The organism is Promicromonospora iranensis (assembly GCF_028994775.1).
Taxonomy (GTDB): domain Bacteria; phylum Actinomycetota; class Actinomycetes; order Actinomycetales; family Cellulomonadaceae; genus Promicromonospora; species Promicromonospora iranensis_A.
The window spans coordinates 541,332-554,552 of sequence record NZ_JAJQMN010000002.1 but is presented as its reverse complement, the minus strand read 5'-3'; the positions used below and the strand labels follow the sequence as shown (position 1 = coordinate 554,552).

Genomic DNA, 13,221 nt, shown 5'->3' with positions numbered 1-13,221 from the left:
GGCGGCCCGCCGCACAGCCGGCCCGCGCCTACCGCACCCTGAGCCGGTAGCCCACCCCACGCACCGAGGCGACCTCCACGTCACGTACCGGTGCCAGTCGTTTGCGCAGCCGTTTGACCGCCGACGTCACCGGGTCGGAGTCGCCGAGGTACGGCAGCTGCCACACGCGTGCCGTGAGCTCGGCGAACGACCACACCCGCCCCGCCTCCAGTGCGAGCGTCGCGAGCAGGTCGAACTCGCGCGCCGACAGGTAGACGCGCCGGCCCAGCGCGGTGACCTCCCGGCCGGCCAGGTCGACGTGCAGTGGCCCGGCGACCAGCGGCTCCACCGTGGGTGGGGCGATCATCGGGATCGGGCCGGTGACGACGGGGGCCGTAGCGGTCCCGCGTGGGGCGGTGGCGTCCGGACCGAGGTCAGGGCGGCGAGTGGGGCTCTGAGCAGGTTCGCTGGTGCGACTGAGACTTCGAACAGCGGCAGCGGCAGCGATGCGTCCGGCATCCGGCCGGTACGGCGCAGGGGCGCCCGTGTGCCTCACCGGCGGCGCCAGCATGCTGCCCGACGTCGGCCGGAACCGTCCGCGGCGGCCGGCGGCCCCGGTGTCGGGCAGGCTCGGCGACGGCGACGGCGACGGCGACGGCGACGGCGAACTCGAGGACAGCGCTGTCGACCTGCGCTCCGCGGCGGCACGCGGCGACGCCTCGGTAGGGTTCTCGCTCCCGGAGATGCGGTCGGCGGGGTGCTCGGGACGATGCCGGCCGCGGGCCCGGTCCTCCGTCGGGCCGGGGTTGTCGTACCGCTCGGCCCGGGCGCCGAGGGCACGCTGTGCGCCACCGTCCGCCCGCCGGGGCGCTGCCTGGTTGGCGAGGACGGCGCGGGCGCCCTCCGCGTCGGGGGTGGCGAGCACCGTGGCCCTTCCGCGGAGCAGGTGGGCGATCTCGATGATCTGATCCGAAGGAAGGCCCACGCAGACGACGAGGCCGGGGGCAGAACCTGGTGCGGGGTCGAGCGTCACGTGCGTCACCCTCCATGAGCCGGGCCGTTCCGGTGCGTCCCGGGGCGAACCGAGCAGCGTGCGTCAGTTTGTCCCTGGGTCGTACCGTTGAGGTCAATTTTTCGTTACCTCCGCGTTGCGTGCCGGAAATGACACATTCCCGCCCCGTTGGCATTTTTCCGCCACGAGTCGCCTGGTAGAGGGTGAATTCAGGGCGGTGGCGGGTGAATTTCGTGCTGCATTATTGACAGGACAATTGTTTCTTGTCTGACCGTGTAGTGACCGCGAATTGACCCTCGTTTGACCGTGAACAGACCTTGTTGCTCCGACCGGCGCGAACGACGGTTGGGCATGGCCCACGACCGTGGTCCGTCCAAGCGCATCCGGAGTCGCGGATGCGCCGGGTAATGGAGGGTTCATGCATCGTCGAACTGCTCTCGCACAACGCACGACGACCGCCACAGCGGTTCTCGCGCTTGTCGCGGCATCAGCGCTGAGCGTCGCCCCGGCGGCGTTCGCCGGAACGTCCCCGACCGTAGCGGCGGCACCTACGAAGGCCGTCGCGACCGACCCTGAGGAGAAGTTCACCGACTTCGCCAGGGAGATGCTGACCGAGCGCAAGACCGCCGACTTCTGGGTGGAGATGGCCGACGAGGCCGACCTGACGGACGCCAGGGGCATCACCAGCTGGGGCGAGCGGGGCAGGCACGTCTACGAGACCCTCACCAGCACCGCCGAGGCCTCGCAGGCGAGCCTGATCAAGGAGCTCGAGGCGGCCGGCGCCGACTACGAGAGCTACTGGATCAGCAACCGGATCCTCGTCGAGGACGGCACGCTCGCCCTGGCGGACAAGCTCGCGAGGAGCAGCGAGGTCCAGCGGATCAGCGAGACGGTGCAGCTGAGCCTGGTCGAGCCGGTCAAGCGCACCGACGTCAGCGACAAGGGCACCCAGGCGGTCGAGTGGGGCCTGGACGCGATCAACGCCCCCGAGGTCTGGGAGATGGGCTACACGGGCGAGGGCATCACCGTGTCGAACATCGACAGCGGCGCAGAGTACGACCACCCGGCCCTGGCCGACCAGTACCGCGGTATGCAGGCCGACGGCGCGGTCGTGAACGACTACAACTGGCAGGACACCTCCGGCTCGGCCGAGCTGCCGTTCGACGACGACGGCCACGGTACGCACACCATGGGCACCATGGTGGGCGACGACGGCAACGGCAACCAGGTCGGCGTCGCTCCCGGAGCCGACTGGATCGCCACCAACGGCTGCCACAGCTGCTCGGACGCCGCACTGCTCGCTTCCGGCCAGTGGATCGTCGCCCCGACCAAGGTCGACGGCACCGACCCCGACCCGTCGAAGCGGCCCAACGTCGTCAACAACTCCTGGGGCCTCACCGCCGCGGGCACCGTCGACGACTGGTACACCGACACCACCGAGGCCTGGGAGGCCGCTGGCATCTTCGGCACCTGGTCCGCCGGCAACTCCGGCCCCGGCTGCACGACGACGTCGTCCCCGGGCGCCAACACCGGCTCCTACTCGGTCGGCGCGTTCGGTGCGAACGGGGCCATCGCCGGCTTCTCCTCCCGCGGCACCGGCGAGGGCGGCATGATCAAGCCCAACATCTCGGCCCCCGGCGTGAACGTGCGCTCCTCGGTCCCCGGTGACGGGTACGCCGCCTTCAACGGCACGTCCATGGCGGCCCCGCACCTCGCGGGCGCGGTGGCGCTGCTGTGGAGCGCCGCTCCCGCCCTCATCGGCGACATCGAGGGTACCCAGGCGCTCCTCGACCAGGCCGCCGTCGACACGGACGACACCACCTGCGGCGGCACCGCCGACAACAACAACGTGTGGGGCGAGGGCAAGCTCGACGTCGCCGCGCTCATCGACGCCGCCCCGATCGGCGCCACCGGGTACGTCACCGGCACCGTGACCGACGCCGCCGGCACCCCGATCGCCGGGGCCGACGTCACCGTCGACGGCGAGCGGGACCGCACCGTCAGCACCGACCAGGACGGCACCTTCACGGCCCGCGTCGCGACCGGCGACTACACGGTGTCCGCGTCGGCCTTCGGGTTCCTGCCCTCGACGCCCGCTCCCGCGGCCGTCACCGAGGACGGCACCGTCGAGGTGCCGATCACGCTCGAGGCCGCACCGTCGCACGCCGTGACGGGCACCGTCACCTTCGCCGGGTCCGGTGACCCGGCAGTGGGCGCGCCGGTCAGCCTCGGCAGCCACTTCGAGGACGTCACCACCGGCGCGGACGGCACCTTCGCCTTCGCCGACGTCCCCGAGGGCACGTACGCGCTCACCGTGGAGATGGGCGGCTGCGCCTCCTCCTACGAGGCGGACGTCGTGGTCGACGGCGCGGAGGACGTGCCCGTCGAGATCACCGCGGTGACCGACGACTTCGGCTACTCCTGCGCCACCTCGACCGGTGAACTCCTGCAGGGCGACACCAAGACCTCGCTCACCGGCGACGACGTGCAGACGTCGCTCGACCTGCCGTTCAGCTTCCCCTTCTACGGCGAGAGCTACGACAGCGCGTTTGTCACCTCCAACGGTCACCTGAACTTCCTGGCCGGCACGACGAGCTACGCGAACGGCCCCATCCCGAGCAGCGCGGCACCCAACGCCGCCCTGTACCCGTTCTGGGACGACCTCAACCTCGACGCCGCAGCCGGTCTGTACACCGGCACGACGACCGTCGACGGCAAGGACGCGTTCGTCGTCGAGTGGCGGAACGTGCGCAAGTACAGCCCCGCCACGGACCGGCTCAACTTCTCCGTCACGCTCGTCGCCGACGGCACGGTGATCTACGGCTACGGCGACACCACCGACACCGACACCGCCAAGGGCAGCTCGGCGTCGATCGGCATCGAGAACGCGACCGGCACCGTCGGCATGCAGTACTCCGCCAACACCCCCGCCGTCTCGGCGGGCCTGACCATCACCTACACGGCACCCGTCCTCGCGTTCCTCGAGGGCACGGTGACCGACCTGAACACCGGTGAGCCGATCGAGGGCGCCACCGTCACCGCCACGGCCGACGGAGTCACCCGGACCGCCACGTCCACGGAGGACGGCACCTACTCGGCCATCGCCCTCCCCGGCGACTACACGGTCGAGATCACGGCGCCGGACTACGAGCCCGAGTCCGGGACCGTCAGCCTCGCGCCGGAGGGCACCGGCACGTTCGACGCGGCGCTCGCGGCGGGCATGCTCGCCGTCAGCACCGAGTCGATTGATGCCACGCTGCCGCTCGGCAGCTCCACCACCAAGCGGTTCACGGTGAAGAACGAGGGCACCGCGCCGGCCGACGTCGAGCTGACGGGCACCGGTGGTGGTTTCGACATGCTGGGCACGGACGGCGCCGCCGTCATCCAGCACCCGCAGGGCGAGGCCACCGTTGCGACATCCACGAAGCCGTCGGCCAAGGTCGGTGGGTCGGTCGGTGACTCGGGCTCGCGGTTCCAGGCCGCGGGCAAGGGCACCACGGGCCAGAGCGTGACGCCGGAGTCCATCCCGGTCTCACCGAACGCCACGACCATCACCCACTCCGCGTCGCAGGAGATCACCGAGCTCAGCTCGGCCTCGTGCGGTGGCCTGGCGGGGACCACGGAGAACCACTTCTTCCGGACGTTCACGCTGAGCGACTTCGGCATCGACGGGGACTTCGAGGTCTCGGACGTGTCCTTCGGCGTCGAGAAGGCCACCGCTCAGACACTGACGGTGAACCTCTACACGCTGGACGGCGCCCTCACCTTCGCCAACCTGACCTCGATCGGGACGGCGCAGGCGAGCATCCCGGCGTCGACCCTGACGATGGTCTCCGTGCCCGTGACGGGTGAGGTGCCGGCCGGCGCCACGCTCGTGGTCGAGGTCGTCTCGCCCAACCAGCAGTCGAACGGTGGTGTCTTCTACATCGGGTCCAACGCGGCGGGGCAGAGCGCGCCGTCGTACCTCTCCGCCACCGACTGCGCTCTCCCGGAGCCGGCGACGACGGACTCCATCGGCTGGCCCGACATGCACATCGTCATGAACGTCTCCGGTGACACCGCCGGCGGCGGCATGGAGTGGCTCACCACGAACCCGACCGAGTTCACGCTCGAGCCGGGCCAGAGCAAGACGATCACCGCGGCCATGAGCGGTGTGGTGGCCCAGCCCGGCACCTTCACCGGCAAGCTCGTGGCCGACGCCGAGACGCCGTACGACGCGCCCTCGGTCGCCGTGTCCATGAAGGTCAACCCGCCCAAGAGCTGGGGCAAGCTGACCGGCACGGTGTCGGGCTTCGCGCCCGACGGCGTCGTCTCGCTCGGTGACTCGGTGGTCCAGGTGAACGGCCTCTACTCGGCGGTCACCCTGGTCACCGGGTCGGACGGCACGTACGAGTACTGGTTCGACAAGTCGGAGAAGACGGCGCAGATCATCGCCACGGCCAACGGGTACGTCCCGGAGGTCGGCTCCGCGAAGGTGACGGCGGGCACCACCGTCGTGACCGACTTCGAGCTGGACCCGATCAAGTAGCCCATCGGGTCCATCGCTGGTCGAGCCTGCCGAGACCTCGGTCTCGGCAGGCTCGACCAGCGAACGACGTCAGCGCTCGATGTCGCCGCGGATGAAGGCCTCCAGCTGCGTACGCCCGGCGGTGTCCTCCATCTGCACGGGCGGGGACTTCATGAAGTAGGTCGCCGCCGAGTGGAGGGGGCCGCCGACGCCGCGGTCCTTGGCGATCTTCGCGGCCCGGACGGCGTCGATGATGATGCCGGCGGAGTTGGGGGAGTCCCACACCTCGAGCTTGTACTCCAGGCTGAGCGGGACCTCGCCGAACGCGCGGCCCTCGAGGCGCACGTACGCCCACTTGCGGTCGTCGAGCCACGCCACGTAGTCCGACGGGCCGATGTGGACGTTGCGGTCGTCCTTCTTGCCGGCCAGTGCGCCCGTCAGGTTGGACGTCACGGCCTGCGTCTTGGAGACCTTCTTCGACTCCAGGCGGTCGCGCTGCAGCATGTTCTTGAAGTCCATGTTGCCGCCGACGTTCAGCTGGTACGTGCGGTCCAGGACGACGCCGCGGTCCTCGAACAGCTTGGCCAGCACCCGGTGCGTGATGGTCGCGCCGACCTGCGACTTGATGTCGTCGCCGACGATCGGCACGCCCGCGTCCTCGAACTTCTTGGCCCACTCGGGGTCGGACGCGATGAACACGGGCAGGGCGTTGACGAAGGCGACCCCGGCCTCGATGGCGCACTGCGCGTAGAACTTGGCGGCCTCCTCGGAGCCCACCGGCAGATAGCAGACGAGCACGTCGACCTCGGCCTCACGCAGGGCCGCCACGACGTCGACGGCGTCCTTCGTCGACTCGTCGATCGTCTCGCGGTAGAAGTCGCCCAGGCCGTCGAGGGTCGGCCCGCGCTGGACGATGACGCCGGTGGGCGGCACGTCCGCGATCTTGATCGTGTTGTTCTCGGACGCGGAGATGGCCTCGGCCAGGTCGAAGCCGACCTTCTTCGCGTCGACGTCGAACGCCGCGACGAACTCGAGGTCCGACACGTGGTAGTCGCCGAACTGCACGTGCATGAGGCCCGGCACGGTGCTCGCCGGGTCGGCGTCACGGTAGTAGTGCACGCCCTGGACCAGGGACGAGGCGCAGTTTCCTACGCCGACGATGCCCACGCGGATGGAGGTCATCCTCGCTCCTTCTTCGTTTGATCTTGCTGCGATGGGCGGGGCTGCGCCGCAGCGCGTCCCCGCTCCGTGGAGATGAGGCTGTCGAGCCAGCGCACTTCGCGCTCGACCTTCTCGAGCCCGAACCGCTGGAGCTCGAGCGCGTATTCGTCGAGCCGCGAACGCGGATGCGTCGCGGACTCCCGGAACGCCTCCAGCCGCTCGGTCAGCCGGGTTCGCCGGCCTTCCAGGACGCGGAGGCGGGTCTCGGCGTCCGTCTGCGCGAAGAGCGCGAACCGGACGTCGAAGTTGTCGTCCTCCCAGGCCGCGGGGCCGGCAGTGGCCAGAACGGTCTGGAGGTGCTCCTTGCCCTCGGCGGTCAGCTCGTAGACGACGCGACGTCGGCCGAGGGGCTTGGGCTTGGTGGTCCGGCCGGGGATCCCCGGCTTGGTCTTGCGGGGCGGGGGCGGCGGCGGGTCGCTCTCCGTCGTCGCGATCAGTCCGCGCGCGACCAGGGCCTTGAGGGCGGGATACAGCGTGCCGTACGAGAAGGCACGGAACGAGCCGAGCACGAGATTGAGGCGCTTGCGGAGCTCGTAGCCGTGCAGTGGGGACTCGTTGAGCAGGCCGAGGACGGCGGTCTCCAGCACGTCGGACCGGCTGCGCACGGTGGCCTCCTCCCGGGCTGTCCCGGTTGCCCGGGCGAATCAGTCATGCACGATGTATCGAGTCGATACATCGAGAGAATAGGCACCGGGATGACGGTGCGCAATCCGCCGCTCCGGAGGGACCGGCGTCGGCCGGTTGGTGGATGAAATGTGAAGCAGGGGCAGACGGACTGGGCTGACCCTGGGGGAGATGTCCGCGAGCGGGGCCTTGTAGCAGGTTGGGGCTATTAGCGCCTGCTGAAGATCCCCTATGGTTTCGGGTTGTCCGCCGTTGCACGTGTGTCGACCGCACACGACGGACGCAAGTCGAACCGAGGAAGAGGCTGACGTGTCGAACTGGAGTCCCCCTCCGATCTGGCCGCAAACTCCCCGACGGCGGCAGGGAATCTGGAACTACCCCCGCCCGTATCGCACCGGGATCCGTGCCTGGGTCCCGTCGTGGCGGGTGGTCGTGGGCGCGCTGCTGACGGGTACGTCGCTCGTGGCCGGTGTGCTCATCGCCGCCTGGGTGAACGTGGGCGTACCGGATGCGCTGGGTACGGTCCGTGACGAGGCCACCACCGTGTACTACGCCGACGGCAAGCCGATCGGTAAGTTCGCGGCGCAGGACCGGACCCTCGTGACGCTGGACGAGCTCCCGCCGCAGGTGACGAACGCGATCATCTCGTCGGAGGACCAGAGCTTCCGCTCCCACATCGGCATCAATCCGTTGGGCATCGTCCGCGCCACGCTGAACAACGTGACGGGCGGCGACCGCCAGGGTGCCTCGACGCTGACCCAGCAGTACGTCGAGAACTATTACATCGGCGTCGAGTACGCGACCTACGTGACGAAGCTCAAGGAAGCGATCATCGCGCTGAAGGTGACGCAGCAGCAGACCAAGGACGATGTGCTCGAGGGCTATGTCAACACCATCTACCTCGGGCGCGGGGCGTACGGCGTGGAGGCGGCGTCGCAGGCGTACTTCGGGCACCCGGCCAAGGAGATGACGATCTCCGAGTCCGCCTTCCTCGCAGGGATCATCCCGAACCCGACGTACTGGGACCCCCGCCAGGGTGAGGCGGCCGAGGCACAGGCGAGGGCCCGCTGGGAGCGCACCCTCGACCTGATGCTGGAGCAGGGCTACATCACCGCGGAGGACCGCTCCGCCGCGGAGTACCCCGAGCTGGTCGAGTACAAGCAGGGCTCCGGTGACAACCGGACCGCGTACCTGATGGAGCAGGTGGCCAAGGAGCTCGCCAAGCCGCGTGCCGAGGGTGGTGCCGGCATCTCCGAGGACCAGCTCACGACGAGCGGCTACGAGATCCACACGTCGATCGACCGCAAGATGCAGGCCGCCGCCTACGAGACGATGAAGCTGCCGAAGGATGCGAGCGACAACGCACGAGCCTCGCTGACCTCGATCGACCCGCAGACGGGTGAGATCAAGGCGATGTACGGCGGCCCGAACTACTCGACCAACCCGACCAACGCGGCGACCTTCCGGGCGCAGGGAGCGTCGACCTTCAAGCCGTTCACGCTGATCGGGGCGTTGGAGCAAGACATCCCGCTCACCAAGCAGTACGGCGCGGTCGACGGCACGGTGATCGAGGGCTGGAAGCAGGATCCGGACGGCCCCGACGTGCCGCTGTACAACTTCGACAACGAGTCGTGGAGCAGCCTCGACCTGACGGCCGCCACGGCCGACTCGGTGAACGTCGTGTACGGCCAGCTCAACAAGGAGATCGGCCCCGAGACGACCGCGCAGGTCGGCTACGAGCTCGGTATCCCGAAGGCCGACGACGACCCGGACACCAACGACTGTTGCACCATCGGGAACAACCTCGCCAACGTGCTGGGCACGGCGTACGTGACCAACGTCGACCTCGCGCACGCCTACTCGACCATCGCCGCCCAGGGGTATCGCACGACCCCGCACCTGGTGACCAAGGTGACCAACGGCGAGGATCTCATTCACGAGGGTGCGACGACGCGTGAGCAGGTCTTCGACGAGGAGACCATGGCGGCAGCGACCTACGCCATGACGAAGGTGGTCGAGGAGGGTTCCGGTGCGCCGGCGCAGGAACTCCTCGCCCCGGACGGTACCGAGCGTCCGGTCGCCGGCAAGACGGGATCCTCCAACGACAACATGTCGGCGTGGTTCGCCGGCTTCGTGCCGCAGCTCACGACGGTGGTCGGGCTCTACGAGTACAACGTCGACGAGAACAGGTACGAGCAGATCAAACCGTTCGGTGGCTACGAGCAGATCACCGGTGGTAGCTGGCCGGTGACAGCCTGGACCAAGTACATGCAGAAGGCTACGGAGGGCATGGAGGTCGAGCCGTTCCCCGACTACGTCCCGTCCGTCCCGCAGCCGTCCGCGACGCCGACACCCAGCCCCTCGCCGAGCCAGTCGGAGGAGGCCGAGGTGGAGAAGGTGGTCGTACCCGACAACCTCGTCGGACAGCAGTACCCCAACGCCGCATCGGCGCTCGCGAGTCTCAGCCTCGTGCCGGCGCAGGTGGACGTGGACAGCGACCAGCCGGCCGGCATCGTGGTCGCGGTGGACAAGGCGGGCCAGGAGGTCAACCGCGGCGACACCATCCGCGTGGAGGTCTCCAACGGGTCCCAGGTCGAGGAGGAAGAGACGACCACCGTGCCCTGGGGCCTGACGAACCAGGATCAGGGCTATGCCGAGGGCCAGCTCCAGGCCGCCGACCTGTCGCCGGTCGTGCAGGAGCAGGCGTCCGACACCGTGCCGGAGGGCCGGGTGATCGCGGTCGACCCGGGCGAGGGTACGGAGGTGCCGGTGGGCACCGACGTGACGCTCGTCGTCTCGACCGGGCCCGAGGAGGGCGAAGGCGATCCATCCGGCGATCCGTCGGGCGACGGGAACGGGATCTTCGGGTAGGTCGGCAGCGAACACGGGCGGCTCCAGGCTCCTGACCTGGGAGAAGGCGGGCTCGGCCGTTCTGGCCGGGCCCGTCGTCGCCCCCGGGTGAAAGCGGTCGAAACGGCCGCTTGAACACTGTGCGTACACAGAGAAACCGCGTTTGTACTACTTGCCGCGAACATAGATCCTCTATCGTTTCGTCGGTTCAGTGCGATCACTGAGCCGATACGAGGAACGAGGAAGACGTGGCGAACAGGAGTCCTTCTCCGATCTGGCCGCAAACTCCCCGGCGCCGACGGGGAATCTGGAACTACCCGCGGCCGCACCGCACGGGGATCCGCGCCTGGGTCCCGTCATGGCGAGTTGTCGTCGGCACCATGCTGACCGGAGTCTCGCTGGTGGTGGGTGTTTTTGTGGCCGGGTGGATCGGCTGGCCGGTCCCTGCCGAGCGCGGTGAGATCGGTTCGGAGACCACCACCGTGTACTACGCGAACAACAAGGTGATGGGTAAGTTCGCCGCGGTGGACCGCACGATCCGGAGCCTCGACGAGCTGCCCCCGTACGTGGGTGAGGCCGTGCTGGCGTCCGAGGACCAGAACTTCAGGGACCACCTCGGGGTCGACCCCGTGGGTATGGTCCGCGCCCTGGTCAGCAACGTGACCGGCGGCACCCGGCAGGGTGCGTCCACCCTGACCCAGCAGTACGTCGAGAACACCTATTTCGAGCCGGGACAGACGTCCTACGCGGACAAGTTCCGCGAGATCGTCCTGGCCCTCAAGGTGGACCAGCAGAAGTCCAAGAACGAGATCCTCGAGGGCTACGTCAACAGCATCTACCTCGGGCGTGGTGCCTACGGTTTCGAGGCCGCCGCGAAGGCGTACTTCAACAAGCCGGCGGCGAAGCTGACCGTCTCGGAGACCGCGATGCTGGTGGGGATCATCCCGTCCCCGTCGTACTGGGACCCGCGTTTCGGCGAGGGGTCACGGGCCGTCGCCGAGGAGAAGTGGGCACGTGTCCTGCGGAACATGGCCGAGGTCGGGGCCATCACGGAGGAGGAGCGCGCTTCCGCGACCTTCCCCGAGCCGATCAAGTACAAGCCGGTGTCCCGCGCCGGCCAGGTGGGGTATCTGCTCGAAGAGGTCCGCAAGGAGCTCGCTGGTTTCGGCATCAGCGAGGACGACCTCTTGAAGCGGGGATACGAGATCCACACGACCATCAACCCGAAGTGGCAGAAGGCAGCGGTCGAGACCGCGAACACCATCCCCACCAAGGGCGAGGGCGCCGCGTCGAAGGAGCTCGGCGTCTCCATCGTGTCCGTCGATCCCAAGGACGGCGCCATCCGCGCCCTGTACGGCGGCAAGGACTACGAGGAGACGCAGTACAACGCCGCCACCGACGGCTCGGCGCAGGGCGGCTCCACGTTCAAGCCGTTCACCCTGATCGGCGCGCTCGAGGAGGGGCACGAGCTCAACGAGCGCTACCTGGGCAACAGCCCGATGCAGATCCCGGGCTGGACCGAGATGGTCAACGGCGTCGAGCAGGAGAAGGAGCTCACCAACTTCGGCCCGGAGGGTTCGGGCGGCGAGTCGTTCGGCGAGATCGACCTGGTCGAGGCGACCGCCAACTCGGTGAACACCGTATACGCGCAGCTCAACGTGAAGATCACGCCGCAGAAGTCGCAGGACGTCGCGATCCGGGCTGGTATCCCCAAGGAGTCCACGAACGCCACGCTGTCCAACGTGCTGGGCACCGAGTCGGTGCGGGCCGTCGATCTTGCGGGTGCCTACGCCACGTTCGCCGCGATGGGCACGCGGAGCGATCCGCACATAGTGACCTCCGTGAAGAACGGCGACCAGCTCATCCACGAGTGGACCGGCGTACCCAAGCCCGGGGCCATCGATCCCGAGGCGATGTCCAAGGCCACGTACGCGCTGCAGAAGGTGGTCGAGGAGGGTTCGGGCACGCCCGCGAAGGAGCTCCTCGCCCCCGACGGCACTCCGCGCCCGGTCGCGGGCAAGACGGGGTCCACCAACGGGAACAAGGCAGCCTGGTTCGCCGGCTACATCCCCCAGGTGGCGACGGTAGTCGGCCTCTACCAGAACACGCCGGACAACAAGGGTCAGGCGTCGATCACGCCGTTCGGCGAGTGGGCGGGTGGCAGCCTGACCGGTGGCACCTGGCCCGTCTGGGCGTGGACCGAGTACATGAAGAAGGTGACCGACGGCATGGAGGTCGTGGACTTCCCGGACTACGAGCCGCCGCTCCCGTCGCCGTCCCCGTCGCCGTCCCCGTCGACGTCGCCTTCGCCGTCGGAGACCCCGGAGGACCAAGTGGAGGTCCCGGGCGGGCTCGTGGGGCAGCAGTACCCCGGCGTCGCGAGGCTGCTGGCCGAACTCGGCCTCAACCCCCGTCTCGCTGAGGTCGACAGCGATCAGCCCCGTGGCACGGTGCTCTCGGTGCAGCACCAGGGCCAGATGGTGAACATCGGCACGGACATCCAGGTCGAGGTCTCGAGGGGCCCGGCCGACACGGTGAAGGTGCCCGGCGGTCTGGTCGGCGGTGACGAGAACAACGCCAGGAACCAGATCCAGCGTGCCGGTCTCCAGCCCGTCATCCAGTACCAGACGTCCCAGGAGTTCGGCCAGGGCGTGGTCATGGACGTCAATCCGGACGAGGGCGCCGAGGTGCCTCCCAACAGCCCGGTGCAGGTGATCGTCTCGTCCGGCCCCGGCGACATCGGCATCCCGACCGATGAACCGACGGACGGGAACGGCAACGGCAACGGGAACGGCAACGGCAACGGCGGTGGCGGTGGCGGCTAGCGGTCCGTCCTCGTGGTTCGTCGTCCTGACACCCTGAGTCCGAGGGGCCGTCTCCTGCGGGAGGCGGCCCCTCGGCCGTCGTGAACCGGCAGGACGGTGTCTGTGAGCGGGCTCTCCGCCGTTCGATTCCGCCGTTGTCCACATGACGGGTAGGCTTGGCCCTTGCTGTGAACCCTCCTGTCACGGAACGACCGTGACCGCTG

6 protein-coding genes are annotated in these 13,221 nt (G+C 68.9%); 3 read left to right on the top strand and 3 right to left on the bottom strand.

Going from position 1 to position 13,221, the window contains the following annotated elements:
- Positions 1 to 28: 28 nt before the first annotated feature.
- Positions 29 to 1,012 carry a winged helix-turn-helix domain-containing protein gene (locus LUU90_RS05225; RefSeq protein WP_275002235.1) on the bottom strand — a complete coding sequence of 328 codons (984 nt, stop codon included), beginning with the start codon at positions 1,010 to 1,012 and terminating at the stop codon, positions 29 to 31.
- A 397-nt stretch (positions 1,013 to 1,409) separates the two neighbouring features.
- Here LUU90_RS05225 and LUU90_RS05220 point away from each other — a divergent pair, with 397 nt between their 5' ends.
- Complete coding sequence (locus tag LUU90_RS05220) at positions 1,410 to 5,519, top strand: carboxypeptidase regulatory-like domain-containing protein (protein ID WP_275002234.1); 4,110 nt, start codon at positions 1,410 to 1,412, stop codon at positions 5,517 to 5,519.
- A 69-nt stretch (positions 5,520 to 5,588) separates the two neighbouring features.
- Here the strand turns inward: LUU90_RS05220 and LUU90_RS05215 are convergent, their stop codons facing one another.
- Positions 5,589 to 6,680 (bottom strand): inositol-3-phosphate synthase, encoded by a 1,092-nt coding sequence (locus tag LUU90_RS05215; protein ID WP_275002232.1) that lies wholly within the window; start codon positions 6,678 to 6,680, stop codon positions 5,589 to 5,591.
- On the bottom strand, positions 6,677 to 7,324 hold the full coding sequence (locus tag LUU90_RS05210; protein WP_275002230.1) for a PadR family transcriptional regulator: 648 nt from the start codon (positions 7,322 to 7,324) through the stop codon (positions 6,677 to 6,679). Before LUU90_RS05210 ends, LUU90_RS05215 begins: the two co-directional genes overlap by 4 nt.
- Before the next feature lie 451 nt (positions 7,325 to 7,775).
- On the opposite strand from LUU90_RS05210, the gene LUU90_RS05205 reads away from it, so the two are divergent.
- Positions 7,776 to 10,214, top strand: a complete 2,439-nt coding sequence (locus LUU90_RS05205; protein ID WP_275002229.1) for a transglycosylase domain-containing protein — start codon at positions 7,776 to 7,778, stop codon at positions 10,212 to 10,214.
- A gap of 359 nt (positions 10,215 to 10,573) precedes the next feature.
- Positions 10,574 to 13,018, top strand: a complete 2,445-nt coding sequence (locus tag LUU90_RS05200) for a transglycosylase domain-containing protein (RefSeq protein WP_275002228.1) — start codon at positions 10,574 to 10,576, stop codon at positions 13,016 to 13,018.
- The last annotated feature ends 203 nt before the right edge of the window (positions 13,019 to 13,221 follow it).